The following is a 19396-nucleotide window of genomic DNA, read 5'->3' as shown; positions in this document are numbered from 1 at the left end:
CTCCTTAGCTCCCTGCACTCTGGTATTTTGTAATGCCAAACCGCCAGAATCGCAAGGAGAGGGCAAGACAGATCAACGCAACCATTGCTGTAGCCGCAAGCACCCAAGACCCTAGCTCCCCGCGTAATATGTATAATGATGGAACATAGTTCACGAAACCAACAGGCACCACGATTAGTAATAAAGACGACATCCACCTAGGATACAGCGACAGTGGATATTGTGCCGCAGTCCTGGCAGCATCCTCAGTTATGGTCTGCAGCTCATTAATTCGGGTCGTCCAAAATCCGATGGTTGCGGTAGCAAGTCCGATGGAGAACAGAATAACAGCCCCTGTAACGATGATGAACAATGTCTGTGGCACGGCAGTCCAATCCACTTGTCCACTGCTCATCATGCCACCTAGCGACCAGATAAGCAGAAATCCTCCCAGTAAAACCTCACCAAGCATGATGCGGAATTTTTGCGGCAAGAGTGCAAGCAGAACGGGCATTGGCCTTGTTAGCAGCTGGTCGAGTTCCCCGGAAACAAGATATTTTTCCAGATGATGCACCTCGTCCGCAAAGGTTCGATACAGTGTCTTCGAGAGTGTCATCACTGCAAACAAATACCCGATCTCATATATCGACCATCCTTGAATGGCACCGAATTTCTGAAGCACGATCGCTACCATCAAAAATTCCGAAATCTGGATGAGCGCAGCCAGAATAGACGCCAGGAAGAAGTTGAATTTATACTGCATACGGCTTTTTATGCTCGTTCGAATCAGTAACCCATATAATGAAATCCATGATTTCATCGTCATCCCCCTGCACCTCCACTTTACGGCGCAGAAATCCGGTTGTGTAGATACAAGCGAATGTTAGGAGAACACACCAGAACAACGTTCCCCATAACGCGGAAACGTTACCTAAACCGAGATAAAATCGAGTGGGTACATACAACAAATAAGGATACGGTGACCACCATGCTATACGTTCGAGCCAGCCGGGTAGCCATTCAATTGGAATAAAAAAGCCAGCAAGCAAATTAATCAGGGCATGATTTCCCCAATAAAGCCACGCTGATTCTGTTGTCCATAGAGCCGATGCTCCAATCAGATAATTGATACAGATCGACAGATAAGCGGCTCCAGCTAGCGCTATAACTGCGTAAAGAAGGGTCAACTTTTGCTGCGGGAGTGAAAGAGAAAAAGCGAAGTAATAGACGAGATAGATCGGAATGGATTTGTACACGAGCTGGTAGGCGATTTGCCCCCATTCTTTGGCCATCAGGTGACTGAACAAATGAACTGGACGCATTAGATCGAGTGAAATATGTCCTGTTCTGACCGCTTGAGGTATACCAAGACCTGTCGTGACAAAACTTGCGACCCATAACGCAGACTGGGTAAAGGCAATATAACCTACCATCCCTTGCGTACCGTATTCTCCAAGGGTGTAGTCCTTACCTAAACCGATCCAGATACATGCATACATGAAGCCGAACATCGCACTCGCGATATTATGAACCATGTGCGCTCCCCGATACTGCAAGTTTCGGGCATAGGCTTTGGAAGCCAGGGTGAAATAAAGCATGGAACACCTCCGATAAGTAATTGTTGACGGCATATCCGTCCACTTCAGACAAGGCGAAAATGAGAGAAGGACAATAGCATACCAAATCATTCCAGTAGAGGCAAGGGATTTTTTTTACTAGTTAGATTAGGATGGGGCGAGGTTGAGGTGTTGTTGAATAACTTCAGATTATTAAAAAATGCCGGATGACAGATTAGCCTGTCATCCGGCATTTAAATCTTAGCATTCTATAAGTCGTTATCCTTACTCTTTAAGTGCTTCAACATACTGGGATAACACATGATCCAGCTCATCAAATCGAACAAAACGAGCTATACGGTAGACTTCCTTCCCTTCAAAAAACAGCAGAAGTGTTGGTGCAGAAAAAGCTAAATAAGCCGATGCAACCTCAGGTGCATCTTCCATGTAAGCATAAATTCCTGTCACCTCAGAGTATGATTCCAGCATGACGGATACCTTGGCCTGAACTGATTCACATACGCCACACTGCCCAGTCTTCACAACAAACAGAACAAGCTTTTCACCCTCGATCACCTTCTGAATTGCATCCATTGACTTCATTTGCTGCATAACGTCTTCCTTTCGTTTCATACCGTAGGGCGGCCTGACTGTCTGTGATAATTCCTCTTGATCATACCGTTTGTCTTCCTCATGTCAAACTTATCATAATAAGGAACAAGGTCATCATCACAACATAAATCAATCATATAGATGTCTTCAAGTTCTTTCAGCATTCGGTTCACTAATTCTGCACCAATTCCCTTACTTTTGTATGCCGGTAATACTTCAAGAAGTGGAATGTAGGCAGATAGGATTCCATCACTGATCGCTGTAATAAATCCAACAACCTGATTCGTATGTTCCTCCATCGCTAGAATCACTTTACTGCTGTTCTTCAGAAGCATGAGATGAGTTTGTGGACTAGGTGGATTAGGCCAATCCACAAAAAAACCTTCTAACATTTCAGATGAGATACCCTCAATTGAATTCTTATATATCACCAAATATATCAGCTCCTAATTCATACTAATCTTAGCCTTTAGAAAGATGATATATATCAAAAGTAAAGTAACAACGCTATGACCTCCATAGTGTTCTAGATCTTCTACTATAAAACGGATAAACGCAATTTAAACGATTCTCCATAGAATAAGCTACTTATATTATAACGCCGCCCGCTTCAATTGACCGTGGTACAGGTCACTGTAGAATCCGTCCTGTTTCAGCAGTTCGTCATGCGAACCCTGCTCCAGAAGCCGTCCATCCTTTAGAACCAAAATACGGTCAGCTTGCCGAATCGTATTCAAGCGGTGGGCAATAACAAAGCTAGTTCGCCCCTTCATAAGTCGCTGTAATCCTTCCTGGATTTTTATCTCGGTCACCGTATCAATGCTGCTCGTCGCTTCATCTAATACCAGCATCGCTGGATTCGCAAGAATTGCCCGGGCAATAGCGAGGAGCTGCTTCTGGCCTTGGCTAATGCCACTGCCACCCTCTTTCAGCACCTTATCATAACCGTCATTTAGACGCATGATAAAGGAGTGGGCATTCGCCAGCTTCGCTGCTTCCTCAACCTCTTCATCGCTTGCATCCAAACGACCGAACCGAATGTTCTCCCGGATAGTTCCTTCAAACAGGAATGAATCTTGCAGTACAAATGCCATGTGACTACGAAGGCTCTCTCGCTGAATCGTTGTAATATCCCGGCCATCAAGCGTAATGACGCCGCTGTTCGGATCATAGAAGCGGGAGAGAAGCTGAATAAGCGTCGTTTTCCCAGCACCGGTAGGACCGACCAGAGCGATCATCTCACCCGGCTTGGCCTGAAAGTTGATATCTTCGAGCGTATCACCATCTTGCTCATAGGAGAAAGATACATCCTTGAAGGTAACCGCACCTTTCACTTCCTTCAACTTGACCGCTGCGCCTTCGTCCTTCGCTTCGACCTCCTCATCAAGCACCTCAAACACCCGCTCGGCACCTGCGATGGCAGACAACAGGGTATTCCATTGGTTTGCCAGATCGTTCAGCGGTCGTGTAAACTGTCTCGCATAGCTCTCAAATATAACGATGACACCAATCGAGATGTAACCCTTAATTGCCATAACACCGCCGATGCCGGCAACAATCGCGAAGCTCAGGTTGTTAAGACCGTTCATCAGCTTCGGAATGAACCCTGAAATCGTCTGTGCCCAGAAGCCGGATAAGCGGATCTTAGCGTTACGCTCTCCAAACTCGCGAATCACGCGATCCTCTTGAGAAAATGCCTTAATAATGCGCTGTCCCGAGAGCGTTTCTTCAATATATCCGTTTAGCTCACCAAGATTCCGCTGACGCTCTTTGAACAGAGGACCGGTTCGGCGGGTGATCCAGCGCATTCCGAGCGCCATTAGAGGAACGACGATAAATGTCAGTAGCGTCAAGAGTGGACTGAGCCAGAGCATCACCGACAACGTTCCTACGAGCGTCAATACACTAGAAAAAATCTGAATTGCCGAACTGTTCAGAGTAGAGCTTACATTCTCAATATCGTTCGTTAACCGGCTCATAATCTCGCCCTGTTGTCTCTTTCCGTAGAATGGGATCGGGAGGCGGTGTAGATGCGTGAATAGATCCATCCTCATCTTATATACCGTCTCTTGAGCAATACCGATCATCCATACATTGTGCAGCCATGTGGTCAGTGCCTGAAGTACGTAGACAACTGCCAAACCAATCAAGAAGTATATCCACGCAGGCCCGCCACTTCCGCCCGACTTACTCGCATCTGCAAGGAAATCGTCTACAGCAACCCCAAGTAAATAAGGACCCAGCAGCGCTAACCCTGAACTCAGCATCACCATCAACAAGACAAGTGACAGCTTACCCTTGCGGCGCGCCAAATACGACCAAATTCGGCGAAGTGTCCCCGACCAATTCTTTGCCTTTACATTTGTTTTCCGGCTGAAAATACCTTTGCCTTCTCCCAGTTCAAACTTTGGCCTAGGGTGACGGAATGGTTCAGTGAATGTTTTGAACATGCTGTGCCTCCTCACCGTACTGGGATTCATAAATGCGGCGATACAGTGAGGAGCTCTCCATCAAGTCCTCGTGATCTCCCTGTGCAATCAAACGTCCGTCATCCAGCAGCAATATGAGGTCCGCTGATGTCGTTGAACTGATCTTCTGTGTGATTAAAAATGTCGTACATGACAGATCCTTCAACGCATCTAACAGCGCTGCCTCTGTCCGTACATCAAGTGCACTCGTGCTGTCGTCCAGAATCAGGATCGCAGGCTTTCGCACCAGTGCCCTTGCGATAGATAACCGCTGTTTCTGACCACCGGATAAGTTCACACCACGCTGACCGAGCATCGTGTCGTATCCGTTAGGTAAGCTCTCGATAGTCTCATGAATTTGAGCCCGTCTAGCCGCTTCCTCAATCTCTTCCATCGTTGCCGTCTCCTGCCCCCAAGCGATATTGTCACGCACCGTCCCGGAGAAGAGCAGAACCTCCTGCGGCACATAACCGATGCTTCGTCGTAGATGCTCCGGATCAAGTTTACTAGCCTCAATTCCATCTACTCTTACGTTGCCCGCATTCTCTTCATACAGGCGGGGAATCAGCTGAACGAGGGAAGATTTGCCCGAGCCGGTAGCACCCATGATCGCTATTCGCTCACCGGGCTTGGCCGTAAACGATATATCCGATAGAACCTTAATATCACTTCCAGGATAGCTGAAGCTTACATGAGCAAATTCAATTCCACCCTTGACTGCCTTGTCTCCAGTAGTGACGCGTGCCTCAAATGGATCATTCTCTGTTTTCAGTACTTCCTCTACCCGCTGCGCAGATGCACGTGCTCTGGATAGTACCATGACAAGACCCGATAACGCTGACATGGCGCCTACACAACGCAAAGTATAGTTAAGCACCGCAACGACTTCCCCCATGGAGGCACCGCTTCCAGTAGCAATATCATGACGACCAAACCATAAAATCGCCAGAATGGCTGCATTCATAATGATGAGAATGAACGGCATCGTCCGCTCCGTCATTCGAAGGGTTGCTACCGTATTCTTCATTAGCAGGCTGGAGGTACGAGCAAATCGCCGAATCTCATGTTCCATACGTACAAATACTCGAATTAATCGAATCCCCGTCAGGTTTTCCTGAATGACACCATTCACCGCATCCAAACGCTGCTGCACACCTCGGAAGGAGACTGCAGCTTTTTTCATGATCCACGCAATAAAAATAAATAAAGCAGGCACAGTCAGTAACAGCCATAATCCGAGTTTCACGTGGACAACAAGCGCCATAATGATGCTGCCGGCTACCACCAGAGGTACCCGCGTCATAAATCGCAACCCCATAAATACGGTATCCTGAATTTGCGTCACATCCCCAGTCAATCTTGTGATCAGTGAAGATGTTGCAAACCGGTTAAACACCGAGTATGAGAAGGATTGCACCTTGTCATACAGCCTGTCCCGCATGTCATAACCAAGCCCTTGGCTTGTATGAGCCGCGAAGAAGGAGCTAGCTATTCCCGCTCCAAATGCGATCAGAGAGCTGGCAGTAAGTATCCCTCCCCACATCCATACAACCGATAAATCATGCTGCTGTATTCCATCATCAATGATTTTTGACATGATGAGTGGCTGAACTAATTCCAGCGATAGCTCGATCAGCATCATGGCAAGCGCCGCAAGGGCAGCAACCCGGTACTTTTTCAAAAACGAAAAAACAATTCCCATTCACATTCCTCCAGCTCCTGGGCCCTGGTGTCACAACTTCTCGTTATGCGAAGGCCTTCCGTATTAACATCAACTCGTTCAAAACCACATATGTAGATTATAACGTATTTTTTCAACAGAATCGTTTAGAAAAGGAAATTTTGACTGTAAAGCGCTAAAAGATGAGCACACTTTATTCGATATAATATATAGCAATGTAGAAAGAAGAGGATGTCATGAATCTACCACAGACGTTTACATTAAATGAAGAAGGATACACCCTGATCCAGAAGCTGATCCTTTTCCGTATTGAGGAAGATCTGTCGTACGAGCATCATACCTTGAGACTGATTGAAGAGAAGCAGCACAATATCGCGCAAAAGAGCGGGTTTGTTCACTCGCTGAACAAGGCTCATAAGAGTCATGCAGCAACTAAGGCTATTGAGCGAATTCGTAAAAAAGAAGAATGGAAGGCATGCTGGGAAGCGAAATATTTGCTCTTACTCCCGGAAATGCTCAGAAACGCCCCCACCGAGAAGCTGATTAGCCAGTATAACGAAACGACCTCTGGGCGCATACAGCTATTCCTTATCATGCAGGAGGTTATTCATACGCCGATCTATAATGATATGGACCACTTCAAGAATGTGGGTGAAGAAACGTATTTTGAAGCTCATATCGATAAAATTTCACTGATGTGCGGATTTGGACCCTGGGGGAAGAAAATTTATAAGAACACCGAAAAGTTCTTCAAAGATATTAAAGATGAAGGTGGAAAAATGCTCAAATGGGGCATCACTGGCCTCGTAGGCATTGGATCTGTAGCAGCCGTACTCGCACTCCCTGTCATTGCTCCCGCCGTTGGCGGTATGCTAGGTTTGTCTGGCGCAGCGGCAACTACAGCAGGTCTAGCGGTACTAGGCGGAGGCTCTATTGCAGCAGGTGGACTTGGTATGGCTGGCGGCATGACCGTGCTTGTTGGCGGAAGCAGTCTGCTCGGGGCCGTTGCAGGTGGCGCTGTCGGCAAAATGCTCAGCCAAATACCACAAGAGGCTGTAGCACTAAGCATTATCAAGATTATCAATCTGATTCGTTACCTGAAATCAGACGATAACCGTGAACAGGCAGAAACTATGGACGCTTTGATCCAAGCACAAAATATGTTTCTTGAATTCAAGCAGCAGACTGAGAGAGAAATGGTTATGAATGGAATTTACAGCAACAAAAAAGATATGATGCAGATGTCGCATATTTTGAATCGTGCATTCCGGCAACTGATCCACACCTAAAAAAAGCGGGCCCCGTATATTTACGGAGCCCGCGTTTTTGTTTTATGGCTTACAGATGATGTTTATTTTGACGTATCCATTCAACCGTTTCATTTAATTCTGATTAAAATCCGCAGAGTCCCATACTTCTGACATCCTGTCACCTCGTTTATCAATTCAGAGTCCATTCTGTCTTACTATGGATGACAATTTTGCCTTCTTCCACGGCTTTAATGAATTGATTCCGGGCACTGCGCATCAGTAGAACCTTTTCGGTATCACTTCGCTTTTTTGAAGTGTAGGAAGTCTTAACCCATGATATTCGTTCCTTATTGGGTGCATCTATATGGAACTGTGATATATCCATTTCACGCATATCGGAGACCCCTCCTTCAAATAGTAAAGATACAATTAAATTATCTCATTCTATACGAAATTACAACTTCCCTACTCCACCGATTTCAATGCCTCGATCATGTCGATCCGCTTCAGCTTGTAATGCATGGACAGCATTACAATACCGGAGAACAACAAGGTTAACAACGCTGCATATACGTAACTCATCCACTCAATATTCTGACTGAACATCATCGCATCAACTTCGGCGGTCCTCAGCACGAACACATGCAGCCATATCCCTAGAATATTACCGACGATAATGCCGAGGACGGTCAAGATCATATTCTCCCGATAAATATACATGGTCACTTCCTTATCGTAGAAGCCCAGCACTTTTATTGTGGACAGTTCCCTGATCCGTTCCGATACATTAATATTAGTCAGATTGTATAATACGACAAAGGCCAGCGCTGCCGCAGAAACAATGAGCACGACAACAACCACATTCATACTACCCATCGTATCGTCAAACGCAAGGCTCACTCCGCTCGTGAAACTCACCATAGCCACCCGCTTGTTATTCATTAGCTGTTCGCCAAAGGCATCCTCCCACTTCTCGCTCGTATCGTTATACGTAAGGAGCTGCGAGTTGATTTCTGGTTGATCACCAAAGATCGATTCATAATAAGTTGGCGTCATATACAGATAATGCATTGCGTAATTCTCTGTAATGCCTGATATCTTAACTTCAAACGTATCATTATCATTGTTCTGAATGGTAAGAGTGTCTCCTGGTCCTACATCATATAATCTAGCCAGCTTCTCTGTGATCACAGCCCCTTGATCTGTTAGAGGAACGGTTGTGTCTGTCTTCCGATCATTCAGTACAACAAAATCACTAAGCTGTTCTGGAGACTCCGGAACGAATACGGTTACCTCCTGATTATTGACTCCCTTAGCAGTCGCCGTCACTGCATCCTGCGTCACATTCAGGACGCCGGTCAGCTCCGATGTATTCTCAATCAGCTTGTCATAATCCTTCTTTAGCTGTTCGCTGCTGTCGTCATGAAAAGCCACCGTAGCATTATATTTCATAATCTTACCGAACTGCAACGGGGCAATTCCTCCGATCGAATCCTTCATGCCAAACCCGGTAAGAATGAGGGCTGCACAACCTGCCACTCCGAGTACCGTCATGAACATCCGCTGTTTATAACGGAACAGATTTCTTGCGGTTACCTTACCGGTAAACCCAAGCCTCTTCCAGATAAATCCCACCCGTTCCAGTAAAATGCGTTGTCCGCTCTTCGGCGCTCTAGGACGCATGAGTACGGAGGCGTTGCTTCGTAGTTCGACTCTAGAAGCAATCAGCGCTGTCATCGTCGTACACAGAAGAGCAACAACAACGGAGAGCACACTATAACTCATGTAGAAGCTAATTCGTATACTAGGCAAGTTATAAAGCGAGCCATAAGCATCAAAGATAATAGACGGGAAAAGTGTATACCCTACAGCCAGTCCAGCTGCGGCAGCAGTCACACTTGCTAATGTAGCGTATACGAGAAACTTCTTCATAATATCCCAGTTACTATACCCGAGTGCCTTCAGCGTTCCAATCTGGAGCCGCTGTTCTTCCACCATCCGTGTCATCGTGGTCAGACTGACCAACGCAGCAATGAGGAAAAAGAATACCGGAAATGCGGTTGCTATCGATGCAAGCCGGTCTGCATTATCACCGAATTCGGTATATCCCGGATTCATGCTGCGATCCAAAACATACGTCTTCGGTAGCTCTAGCTCATCCAGCTCCTTCTGTCCTTCCGCAATGTCTTTTTCCGCGTCAGCGATTTTACGATCCGCCTTTTGCTTCTCTTCCAGATAAGTAGCTCTTCCCTTATCGTATTCAGCTTGGCCATCTTCGAGCTTCTTCTTAGCAGATGCAAGCTCAGCCTCACCCTTCTGTTTCGCTTCAGCAAGCTCAGATCTTCCCTTATTTAATTCAGCCTGCCCTTGTGTTAGCTTGCGTTCACCAGCAAGAAGCTGAGCTTGTCCCTCTTCCAGCTCCCGCTTCTTCGCATCAAGCGTCTGCTGGGCAGAAGCAAGCTTCTGAGATGCTTGGTTCAGTCCTTCTTCAAAAGAACTCACAGCACCATTTAACACTGCAGCATCCACAGAACCGCTTAGATAACCCGAAACAGCCTGCCCCAGATTCGCATCCGCTGAGCTTGCTCCCGTAATAAGCTGCGTCTTCTGCTCCTCAGGTATTGCTCCTGGAGGGAGCTTCGCAATCTGCTTCAGCGACTTCACCAGTCCTTGACCTTGAGCAAGCTTCGGCTCCAAAGCTTTCTTCTGAGCGTCCAGCTCTGCTTGCCCTGCCTTTAACTGTGACTGCCCTTCACTAATCCGTTGTCGATTACGCTCTAGTTCAGCCTTGCCCTGCTGAAGATCCCGCTCAGCTGCATCCAGCTGACTCTGTCCTTTTGCAAGCTCAGACTGAAGCTTGTCTGAACCCTCCTGATAGCTGCGGCGCCCCTCATCCAGTTCAGCCTTCGCGTCTGCAAGTTCTTGCTGGGCATTAGCCAGCTCCTGTTTTGCATCTGTAATTTCAATCCGCGCTTCATCCAGCTTAACTTGCCCTTCCTTCTGAATCTCCTTCAGACGCTCCTCTGGCTGAGTTTCAAGTGCCTGCTCTACCTCTTCCTTATGCTGTTCAATGAGATCATCATAGGCAGAGGTGTAGGGGGCCAGCTCCGCAGTATCCTTGAAGGTTACGTACGCTTCCGTAAATACCTCCATATTAAAATCCGCCTGCGGAATAACCACGAATACATCAGCCGTTCCCTTGCCAATACTACTGCTGCCCCGTCCAAGATTGCTAATGAACATTGGGCTTTTCACAGTTCCGACAACCTTATAACTGACCGTCCCAAAAGTATCCTTTAACGCCTCTGAATCCGGATTCGTGAAGGTTATCGTATCGCCAAGCTTATAATGACTCCCCATCTCCCCGTTATCATCAATCGCAATTTCACCAGAAGCTTGAGGCAATCTGCCTGAGGTAAGGTTGTACTGATTAATAGAATTGTCCTTAGAATAAGAAAATACCTTTGCAATGAGTCCGGTGTCATCCAGAAACACGTCCGCACTATATCCTGGCTGTACCTCAGATACACTAGGAATCTTTCTAAGCGTATCCACGTCCTTCTCCCTCAGACCATAGGTGGATTGAACCTTCAGATCCATCAGACGAAGTTCCTTGAAATAATGGTCTGCTGTATTCAGCATATCGGGACCTGTTGCTTTTATCCCTGCGAAAAATCCGACCCCCAACATGATGATGGCAAAAATAGACAGAAACCGCGCCTTGGTCCGCCATATTTCCCGGAAAATATCTCTCCATAATGCTTTCTTTTTCAAAATGATTAGCTCCTTACCATTCGATACTATCAACGGAGACCGGATTCGGATTCAGCACGACTTTCCGGACCTTGGCGTTGTTGATTTCGATCACTCGGTCAGCCATAGGCGCGATTGCCGAGTTGTGAGTAATAACGATTACTGTTGTTCCGGTATTCCGGCATGTATCCTGCAGCAGCTTAAGCACCTGCTTGCCCGTATTATAGTCAAGTGCGCCAGTAGGCTCATCACATAGCAATAGCTTCGGCTGCTTGGCAAGTGCTCTTGCAATCGCTACACGCTGCTGCTCTCCACCAGATAGCTGGGCCGGGAAGTTGTTCAAACGCTCACCAAGGCCGACATCGCGCAGTACTTTCTCCGCATCCAGAGCTCGAGGAGAAATCTGAGATGCGAGCTCCACATTTTCTTTTGTCGTCAAATTCGGCACTAAATTATAAAACTGGAACACAAATCCGACATCCGTCCGGCGGTATCCGGTAAGCTCTTTATTGTTGAACTTAGCGATATCGGTCCCGTCCACAAGAACCTGACCTTCATCTGCTGTATCCATGCCGCCCAGAATGTTCAGTACCGTTGATTTCCCTGCGCCACTTGGACCTACAATAATAGCAAATTCACCTTTTTCAATCTCAAAATCAATTCCGTCATTCGCTACAATGGTGGTCTCCCCCATCTGATAGCGTTTATATTCATTTTTTATCGATACGAATGCCACTCTACCCGCTCCCATCAATCGATCTTTGTCTAATGTTTCTTGTAACTACAACTTATAAGCAAGTTTATCATAAAAAAATAGGCTAATAAAAACGCAAGTACTCAAAAGCAGACATCGTCACACAACGTTCCAATTCTCCCCCTTATAAATACAGCTAATAACTCATTAGCAACATTTAGGGGTTTATGACGTTTATATAAATAGATGCTTTATATAGATTAAAATGATGTACTCAAAAAAGGAGATATTTTATGAGAAAAATAAGCGTTACCTCTCTGCTTCTGCTCCTCGTCCTTGTACTTATACCTAGCTCAGCCTTTTCTGCAAAATCTGCCACACCTACCGGATTATCTTTTCCCGACCCTGTACTCGAGATGGTTGTCCGGCACTATATCAACAAGCCTACGGGCACCATTACGCAAAAGGACGTCGACAAAATTACCGTACTCGATACGAACTCGGTTCACGCCATGCTTGTAGATAAACTTAAGAAGCCTGGAGCCAGCAGCAACAGGGTTGGCATCAAGAGCCTGAAGGGGATCTCACAGCTACGCAATCTCGAGACCCTTCGCATTGAAATGAAACACAATCCGGCAACGATCATGCATACGATAAAGGATTTATCCGAGCTTAAAAGCTTGAAAAAGTTAAAAAAATTAACACTTAGCGGTGTATCCTTGGAATCCCTCCGGGGTATGGAAGGATTAACGGGGCTGATTTCTCTGGATGTGAGCTCGAATATTATTCAGGATCTAACACCGATTCAGAATCTAACGAAGCTCGAACAACTTAATCTATCTTGGAATCAACTAAATCAAGGAACCAATGGGCTTACCCCTTTGAAGAATCTAAAAAAGCTGAAAACATTAAATTTGTATATGAATTCTATGGAAGATATTTCACCGCTAAGCCAGCTTACGGGTCTGCAGGAATTGACATTAGGTGGTTCCGGTAATGGAAATCTTAAGGATTTAAGTACATTGAAAAATTTACGTAAACTGAATATCGATTATTTTAATGCGACAAATCTTAAACCTTTGAAGGAACTGACCAAACTACAAGAACTTTCGATGGTCTACAACCGAGTTAGTGACCTGACACCACTTGCCGGATTGCAGCAACTTCAAATCCTTAACCTGTCAGAAAACCAAGTGAAATCCTTGAAACCAATAGAGAATCTGAAGGAAATACGGATCATAAAAGCCGGTTACAATCAGATTGAATCTCTCGCTCCACTAACAAAATGGAGCCATTTGAAACAAGCTGAGTTCCAATACAACCGAATTGCTTCAGTTGAAGGGTTGGAAAACAAGAAAAATCTTAAATCCATCAATCTCGAAAACAACATCATTGATATCCGCAGTGGCAATGCTTCGGCTACGATCCTAACAGGGCTTAAAGAACAAGGAACAAAGGTCTCATATACCGAATTCGTTCCATTTCCAGATATACTACTTATCCGTAAATCGAAATCGGCTTACGCCTTCGGTAAATATATAGAGCTGCCAGCCGCTCCATTTGAACGCCAAGGACGAACCTTTGTCCCGCTACGCGTAATCAGTGATCTGCTTGGAGCAGATGTGCAGTGGAATAAGACTGATCAAACGGTAACCATAGGGAATAACGGAGACTCCATCATCTTGACTGTTGGCTCCGCGGAAATGTTGGTGAACGGAGAATCCGTTATCACCGATTCAGCTCCTATCGTTATTGGTGATACAACATACGTACCGATCAGATTCATTGCAGCGCAGTTAGGTATGATCGTAAAACCGAATGGAACTGGTATTTCCATAAACAAAATTTAGAGTAACTTGAAGAAAAAGAGGAGTGGTTAACATGCCCACCAAAAAAACTTGGACGCATGTAGAGCTTAGAATCCCAATGTTTATCTTGGCCATTGGTCTCTCCATACTTGTCTCAGAGTGGGCCAATATGATGACTCCGAACATTTGGCTCCAGCAGTTAGCTTTTCCGCTGATCTTAGGCTTGCTTGTTCTTGCCTTCGAATTAACCAAGTTAAGTAAGAAGCGTGTTCATGCGGTATGGGGAATTGCGATTATTCTGAGCGGTCTTTGGATCGAAGCATTAATTGAGCCTGGAGATTATGCTTGGATACGGGATATCATTTTATAGTAGGAGAAGATATCCTGCTAAAAAACAGACGCTCCTTCTTAAGCATTCATAATGCCTAAGAAGGAGCGTCTGTCTTCATTTAAATAAAATAATTCGTAATCGATCGGTCGCTTGCCAGTATTGCTTCACTATCCAACTTCTTCTTTAGATACTTTTTGTCAGAGGAAATGAAGACATTCATAATCAGATCCACCACAAATAAGAACGTAATATGGTTGGACATCAGAGCGCTGTTACTGACCGAGATTTTGTCAGGTACGATCATACCGACAACGGCATTCTCCGTAATGGGAGATGAATCGTAACAAGTGATCGCGATTGTCTTGGCCTGGTTAACCTGGGCAATGGATATAGCATCGACAATTTCTTTTGTGGAGCCTGAGCGTGAGAAGGCAATCATGACATCCTCCGAATTGCACTGGGACGCCGCAATCTTCATCGCCCGACTGTCGCTAATCGCTTCAGACATAATGCCGATGATCGCCAGCCGGTTCTTCAAAGCAATCGCCGCCAAGAAGGAATCGAACAAGCCGATCAGAAATATCCTTCTCGCTCCCTTCAGCAGATTAACCACCTCATGCAACTGTTCTTCCGTAATCAGAGCAGAGGTATTGACGATCAACTCATTATAGTCCAGCGCGAGAGCATCTATCGCATTGATCTCCCGTCTCTCTTTCTTCTTCGCCTGCATATCACGATAGAACGCATCCTGGGCAAAAGCGATCTTAAAATCGTTAAACCCTTTAAACCCCACCTTTTTACAAAAACGGTTAATGCTTGTCTCGGACACACCAATCTCGTTGGCAATAGCTGTAATGGTGTTCCGTGTAATAAATTCGGGGTTATGGATGACAAAGTTAGCAATTTGATTTTCCCCATATGTTAACTTCTGTGTTTGCGATACGATTTTTGCAATAACAGCGGGAACCTGTGAAGACATGATACCTCCTCCTGATCTACCAATGGACACTAGCACAACCCATTATATCACACCGAGTAAGGTATTAATAAAGCGCTATATCCATGAATTCCAGCGATTTACCTGTGCTGCGAATTGGGTCTCGGAAAGCGTCTTATTCTGCATCAAATAGACATAATCGAGCACATTCGGCAGGCAAGGTAGCCCCATAAGCTCCTTACAGAAGGCATGGGCTGCAATCTCACTTGTCTTCACCACACTCGAACGTTTCGCGAGCCATTTTCCAAGCTTGAACACTTCAATTGGCTCCAACTCTTCATTCGTAAATCTTCCAGACTTATATTCCAAGTAATGATAGAACTCATGCGCCAGATGGATATCAATTAAGCGGCCCAGCTCCATCCCCTCCGGATCATCTCCTACCACCTCTTGATAAGAGTGCTTCATACCCGCTAAAGATTCAGAGTAAACGATAATTTCCGGTGGTTTCTTGGCAAAATCAATCTGCGCGCGAAATTGTACCTTGTGAAACGTCCCGGACTGACTCGTGATTTCATAATGCAGACCAGCCTCTTCGCACAGTTCCCGAATATTCCTTCCGATATAAGGGGCAGCGGCTTCCCGGCCTCTAGCAAGTGATGTGCTTACATAGTACGGAATCTGTTCCGGAGGTATTCTATGAAATAGTGGGTCCTGCTCCAGCTCTGCACAAGCCATAGTCTCATCGGGTAAAGACTGTATTCCTTCACGAGTCGTCATCATGGTTCGTCTTCACTCCTTCTTACTGATATGCAACAACAATCATTTCATCTTCTCCGCGTAGCATTTCCGTTTCAATCTCTAAGATCGACATCAGCTGTTCTTTCGTCTGCATGCCTGTTAGATCAAGCATTTTCTCTTTATAAAATACAAATACTTTCGGAATGGTTGCATTCGCATCGGAGTAAATCGTATTGTCATCCAAAAACTCGCTGAGCAGTCCCCCATGCTGGGCTTTGGTCAGCTTCGTATAATGAACGTTCGCTTTCTTGAAGCGTACAACACCTTCTCGGTCCAGAACACTTACGCTATTCGACTTTTTCTTAATGAGACCGAAGAAGGCCTTCTTCACATGCTCACTAGCAAATAGGCTCCAGCGTCCGCTTCTCGCAGAAAGCTTCGTTGTTTCCAGCGGCTGATCCACTGATTTGGCAGCAATGACAGCCATCTCTTGATCAGACATCGCTACTTGTCCGAGATCCTTTGAGCGAAGCTCGGTAGAGCCGGTAGCTACAGCCCGCAATATATTTTTCTGACTGTCGATTTCTATCGTAACCTCAACCGTCTCTTCACTAGCACCGGACTTCACGATGCGCTCAACGATTTCAGAACGAATTCGCTTGATATCCTCTTCTGTCGGATTCACAACCGTCCGTTCCATTTGTTCCTTCACCATTGCCAAAGCAACACCAATCGTCGATACATAAGGTGCATTGTTCGCAATCTTGCTCTTCAGATTCTCACGTTCTGCCATCGCTGGAACCAGCACAGCGCCACTTCCGCCGCCGCCGACCAAGGTGACGAAGGAGCGATCCAGTTCATAATCCTCAATCATTTCATTGACTGTCTTCATCGTCTTGTCAATCGCGATATTCATAACTGCTCTCGCAGCCTCTTCTACACTTAAGCCGACATAAGCCGCAAGTGCTTCCCATGCCTTGACAGCCGCTTCCTTATTTCCTTGAGCGTAATCACCTTCCGGAATATACCCAAGAATGTTCGCTGCTCCAGCCAAAGTATAGGAATACTCCTCGCCATTCTCAGTCTCAAGAATAACGTATTCCGCCGGATCACCTTGCCTTGGACTTACAAACTTCACTTTAGGGTTCACAATACTTTCCGTCTTGGCGAATGCCTCATAAGCCTTACCTGCAATATGCGCGCTCCGCGGGCCGACATCCGTAATCTTGCCGCCGGACACTTTGATCATGCTCCCGCCAGCAATTCCAAGTGTACGTACATCCAATGACTGGAGGTATGTTCGGTGTCCACCCACCTGTGCATTCTTGATCATAACCTTACCATTCTTAATGACGGAAATATCGACACTTGTACCTCCAACCTCGAAGAAAATACCGTCCGAGATCTTCTCATACATCAGGGCCCCTGCCACACCTGCCGCCAATCCGGACAACATCGTCAAAATCGGCCGTTTACGCACTTCATCGATACTCATAACCCCGCCATCACAGCGCATAATCATGAGCTGGGACTTGATGTTCGCATTCTTGACGGACTTCTCCGTCAAATTGGCTGTCTCCATCATTTTCGGGATGAGCGAAGCATTAACAACAGCCGTTCTAGTCCGCGTCTTTAAACCATATAGCTGTGAAATCTCATGCCCACCAGTTGCATAAATACCTTTTCTGTTCGCTATCTCCACGATTCTAAGCTCGTTCGTCGGATCATCAACACTGTAGGCTTCCGAAGCTACAATAACCTCCGCGCCTTGCTTCACAAGGTCATCAATAACCGCCTCGATCTGCTCGTCCTTTAAATCCTTGGAGTCCAGATACGTATGAAACGTCTTTAAATACTTACCAGGTGCGAGTTCAATATCGCCGGGATTGGATTCGGAGCGTGCGCTTAGGCCATCAATTCCCGATCCCATACCGATAATTCCAACCGCCGCCACATCCCCTTCGAGGAGTGCATTCGTAGCCTGTGTGGTTCCGTGAGCAATAAAGGTAACATCATCCGGCAGAATCCCCCGGCTTGCCAAAATTTTGTTCAGAATTTGTACGATCCCCTTCGCCACGCCATCTTCATCATGATGAGTGGTCGGAATCTTCATCTTCTCTATGACTTCATATGTTTCATTATCAATAACAGCCGCGTCCGTAAACGTCCCCCCGACATCAATCCCTACCCTTACTTTTCTTCTCTCCATCATTCTCCTCCTGAAGTAACAGGCGGGATCAAGTATGGGTATACCATCTCCCGCCCGAGTTCAGCTGCCGGATTAAAAGACCATAAAGGCTCCGATCAGCATTGAAATTAGTACAGAAACCATCATCCAAGGTAGTGTCTTTTTCAAAATCTCGTTAATGTCACTTTTCGTAAAATCAGCAACCCAGACGTTATGAGAGTTCGTCGGATCGGATACAGCCTGCACATTACTTACAACGCGCAGCGCCAGCATCGCAGCCACCGGAGTCATCCCCGCCGTTACGAACAATGCAGCGATACCACTTCCAAGGCCCCATACGTTCAGTGGTCCGCGGTAAATCGCAAGCGGTGATAACAACGTAAAGAAGATAATGTACATCAATGGATTCGTTGGCAGAACCGCTTCAATCAGCGGCGAGATTAGAGATGAAACCTGTGGCGCCATAACAGAATTCAAGAGAATACCGATACCAATCATGAGCGCCATCGCTCCAGCGATGTCTTGGATCCCTTCAACCAGAGCACTGGAGAGTACATGAACCGGGCGTTTCGGAAGGGTAAGCAGAATCGTTACCAGGGCACCGATTACAACAGCCGGTACGATATCAAGTTTAAATGCAAATACGAGAATAACCGGAACAAGAGGACTAATGAGTGCAATAGTGGGAACTTTCTTTCCTTCTCCACCTGTAGCATTAGGCATTGCCCATGCTTTACGACCTTTGCCGTCTTTTTTGATATAAAAAACAATCATGGCAAGCGATAGAGCAATCAACGGAAGTGCCGCAACCAGTGTGTAATCAGCAATCTCCGCAACTGAGAGACCGAGAACGTCCACATATACAGCCCAGTTTGAAACGTTGAAGAGTGCACCTACACCAACCGATGAGAGCACTACGATCGAAGCCACGAATTGAGAAATCCCTGCAGTTAGCATGATCGGAATGACAATCGTACCTACGAGGATTACCATACCAAGTCCGCCAGCTGCGGAGAAAATAATCGATGCTGTAACAAAGAACAGGATCGCGATCAGCACAGGTTTGTCACCAGCGAGTTCAGCGGCTTTTCGTATAATCGATTTCGTGATTCCAACTTTGTTTAGTATTTGTCCGAACCAAGCACCGAACACGAGACCGGCGATGGCGCCTGACAATCTCATAGAGCCGGCTGATAGAATGGTCTTGGCGATCGTCGCTGTTTCAGGATCACTGGACATCCAAGGCACGCCAGCAATAACCGCGAAGATTATAGCCATTAATGGCAATGCCAGAATCGTCGGAAGCTTCCGGGTCATCATTAATCCGACAAAGATTAGGAAGACGAGTAAAATGCCGATGGCTTGAAACCACATTAAAGTTGTCACTTTAATTTCCCC

The 19396-nt window shown here is 46.1% G+C and carries 16 protein-coding genes; 3 read left to right on the top strand and 13 right to left on the bottom strand.

The genetic code is table 11. The features are described from left to right. Positions 1 to 4 precede the first annotated feature (4 nt). The 6 genes from ACFQV5_RS03280 to ACFQV5_RS03255 all read right to left on the bottom strand — a co-directional run bounded on the left by ACFQV5_RS03280 (position 5) and on the right by ACFQV5_RS03255 (position 6317). Positions 5 to 805 carry an ABC transporter permease gene (locus tag ACFQV5_RS03280; protein ID WP_379243616.1) on the bottom strand — a complete coding sequence of 267 codons (801 nt, stop codon included), beginning with the start codon at positions 803 to 805 and terminating at the stop codon, positions 5 to 7. Beyond that, entirely contained in the window at positions 732 to 1577 is an 846-nt protein-coding gene (locus ACFQV5_RS03275; protein WP_379243614.1) for an ABC transporter permease, read from the bottom strand. The genes ACFQV5_RS03280 and ACFQV5_RS03275 overlap by 74 nt, the downstream gene beginning before the upstream one ends. A gap of 243 nt (positions 1578 to 1820) precedes the next feature. Continuing rightward, the gene (locus tag ACFQV5_RS03270; RefSeq protein ID WP_379243612.1) at positions 1821 to 2168 is read right to left on the bottom strand and encodes a thioredoxin family protein; all 348 of its coding nucleotides are present in this window, start codon (positions 2166 to 2168) and stop codon (positions 1821 to 1823) included. Further along, the gene (locus tag ACFQV5_RS03265; protein WP_379243952.1) at positions 2165 to 2578 is read right to left on the bottom strand and encodes a GNAT family N-acetyltransferase; all 414 of its coding nucleotides are present in this window, start codon (positions 2576 to 2578) and stop codon (positions 2165 to 2167) included. The genes ACFQV5_RS03270 and ACFQV5_RS03265 overlap by 4 nt, the downstream gene beginning before the upstream one ends. Positions 2579 to 2740: 162 nt before the next feature. Further along, a complete protein-coding gene (locus ACFQV5_RS03260; protein ID WP_379243610.1) occupies positions 2741 to 4597 on the bottom strand; it encodes an ABC transporter ATP-binding protein in 1857 nt (618 codons plus the stop codon). Beyond that, positions 4578 to 6317, bottom strand: a complete 1740-nt coding sequence (locus ACFQV5_RS03255; protein ID WP_379243608.1) for an ABC transporter ATP-binding protein — start codon at positions 6315 to 6317, stop codon at positions 4578 to 4580. The genes ACFQV5_RS03260 and ACFQV5_RS03255 overlap by 20 nt, the downstream gene beginning before the upstream one ends. 215 nt (positions 6318 to 6532) lie before the next feature. Here ACFQV5_RS03255 and ACFQV5_RS03250 point away from each other — a divergent pair, with 215 nt between their 5' ends. Then, entirely contained in the window at positions 6533 to 7585 is a 1053-nt protein-coding gene (locus tag ACFQV5_RS03250) for a hypothetical protein (protein ID WP_379243606.1), read from the top strand. A 151-nt stretch (positions 7586 to 7736) separates the two neighbouring features. Here ACFQV5_RS03250 and ACFQV5_RS03245 read toward each other — a convergent pair whose 3' ends face one another. From ACFQV5_RS03245 to ACFQV5_RS03235, 3 genes are all read right to left on the bottom strand, one after another. Next, positions 7737 to 7940 carry a hypothetical protein gene (locus ACFQV5_RS03245; protein ID WP_379243604.1) on the bottom strand — a complete coding sequence of 68 codons (204 nt, stop codon included), beginning with the start codon at positions 7938 to 7940 and terminating at the stop codon, positions 7737 to 7739. 71 nt (positions 7941 to 8011) lie between these two features. Then, positions 8012 to 11323 (bottom strand): ABC transporter permease, encoded by a 3312-nt coding sequence (locus tag ACFQV5_RS03240; protein ID WP_483874790.1) that lies wholly within the window; start codon positions 11321 to 11323, stop codon positions 8012 to 8014. A 10-nt stretch (positions 11324 to 11333) separates the two neighbouring features. Continuing rightward, a complete protein-coding gene (locus ACFQV5_RS03235) occupies positions 11334 to 12050 on the bottom strand; it encodes an ABC transporter ATP-binding protein (protein WP_379243600.1) in 717 nt (238 codons plus the stop codon). Positions 12051 to 12286: 236 nt separating this feature from the next. Between ACFQV5_RS03235 and ACFQV5_RS03230 the strand changes: the two genes are divergently transcribed. Together ACFQV5_RS03230 and ACFQV5_RS03225 are read left to right on the top strand one after the other, a co-directional pair. Further along, positions 12287 to 13843, top strand: coding sequence for a leucine-rich repeat domain-containing protein (locus tag ACFQV5_RS03230; protein WP_379243598.1), 1557 nt, complete (start codon positions 12287 to 12289; stop codon positions 13841 to 13843). Positions 13844 to 13874: 31 nt separating this feature from the next. Further along, positions 13875 to 14171 (top strand): hypothetical protein, encoded by a 297-nt coding sequence (locus ACFQV5_RS03225; protein ID WP_379243596.1) that lies wholly within the window; start codon positions 13875 to 13877, stop codon positions 14169 to 14171. Between the two features lie 79 nt (positions 14172 to 14250). Here the strand turns inward: ACFQV5_RS03225 and ACFQV5_RS03220 are convergent, their stop codons facing one another. From ACFQV5_RS03220 to ACFQV5_RS03205, 4 genes are all read right to left on the bottom strand, one after another. Further along, on the bottom strand, positions 14251 to 15111 hold the full coding sequence (locus tag ACFQV5_RS03220; protein WP_379243594.1) for a MurR/RpiR family transcriptional regulator: 861 nt from the start codon (positions 15109 to 15111) through the stop codon (positions 14251 to 14253). Between the two features lie 75 nt (positions 15112 to 15186). After that, complete coding sequence (locus ACFQV5_RS03215; protein ID WP_379243592.1) at positions 15187 to 15852, bottom strand: hypothetical protein; 666 nt, start codon at positions 15850 to 15852, stop codon at positions 15187 to 15189. A gap of 19 nt (positions 15853 to 15871) precedes the next feature. After that, on the bottom strand, positions 15872 to 18022 hold the full coding sequence (locus ACFQV5_RS03210) for a hydantoinase/oxoprolinase family protein (protein WP_379243590.1): 2151 nt from the start codon (positions 18020 to 18022) through the stop codon (positions 15872 to 15874). Between the two features lie 69 nt (positions 18023 to 18091). After that, complete coding sequence (locus tag ACFQV5_RS03205; protein ID WP_379243588.1) at positions 18092 to 19384, bottom strand: citrate transporter; 1293 nt, start codon at positions 19382 to 19384, stop codon at positions 18092 to 18094. Between the last annotated feature and the right edge of the window lie 12 nt (positions 19385 to 19396).

Source organism: Paenibacillus sp. GCM10028914 (assembly GCF_042666275.1).
In the GTDB taxonomy this organism is placed as follows: Bacteria; Bacillota; Bacilli; order Paenibacillales; family Paenibacillaceae; genus Paenibacillus_AQ.
Note: the sequence above shows the minus strand (reverse complement) of the source record. Positions and strands in the feature narration are given on the sequence as shown.

Excerpts from the sequence above, each read along its gene's own strand:
- ACFQV5_RS03280 (WP_379243616.1), bottom strand. The coding sequence starts at position 805 with ATGACGATGAAATCATGGATTTCATTATATGGGTTACTGATTCGAACG.
- ACFQV5_RS03275 (WP_379243614.1), bottom strand. The coding sequence starts at position 1,577 with ATGCTTTATTTCACCCTGGCTTCCAAAGCCTATGCCCGAAACTTGCAG.
- ACFQV5_RS03270 (WP_379243612.1), bottom strand. The coding sequence starts at position 2,168 with ATGAAACGAAAGGAAGACGTTATGCAGCAAATGAAGTCAATGGATGCA.
- ACFQV5_RS03260 (WP_379243610.1), bottom strand. The coding sequence starts at position 4,597 with ATGTTCAAAACATTCACTGAACCATTCCGTCACCCTAGGCCAAAGTTT.
- ACFQV5_RS03255 (WP_379243608.1), bottom strand. The coding sequence starts at position 6,317 with ATGGGAATTGTTTTTTCGTTTTTGAAAAAGTACCGGGTTGCTGCCCTT.
- ACFQV5_RS03250 (WP_379243606.1), top strand. The coding sequence starts at position 6,533 with ATGAATCTACCACAGACGTTTACATTAAATGAAGAAGGATACACCCTG.
- ACFQV5_RS03245 (WP_379243604.1), bottom strand. The coding sequence starts at position 7,940 with ATGCGTGAAATGGATATATCACAGTTCCATATAGATGCACCCAATAAG.
- ACFQV5_RS03235 (WP_379243600.1), bottom strand. The coding sequence starts at position 12,050 with ATGGGAGCGGGTAGAGTGGCATTCGTATCGATAAAAAATGAATATAAA.
- ACFQV5_RS03230 (WP_379243598.1), top strand. The coding sequence starts at position 12,287 with ATGAGAAAAATAAGCGTTACCTCTCTGCTTCTGCTCCTCGTCCTTGTA.
- ACFQV5_RS03225 (WP_379243596.1), top strand. The coding sequence starts at position 13,875 with ATGCCCACCAAAAAAACTTGGACGCATGTAGAGCTTAGAATCCCAATG.
- ACFQV5_RS03220 (WP_379243594.1), bottom strand. The coding sequence starts at position 15,111 with ATGTCTTCACAGGTTCCCGCTGTTATTGCAAAAATCGTATCGCAAACA.
- ACFQV5_RS03215 (WP_379243592.1), bottom strand. The coding sequence starts at position 15,852 with ATGATGACGACTCGTGAAGGAATACAGTCTTTACCCGATGAGACTATG.
- ACFQV5_RS03210 (WP_379243590.1), bottom strand. The coding sequence starts at position 18,022 with ATGATGGAGAGAAGAAAAGTAAGGGTAGGGATTGATGTCGGGGGGACG.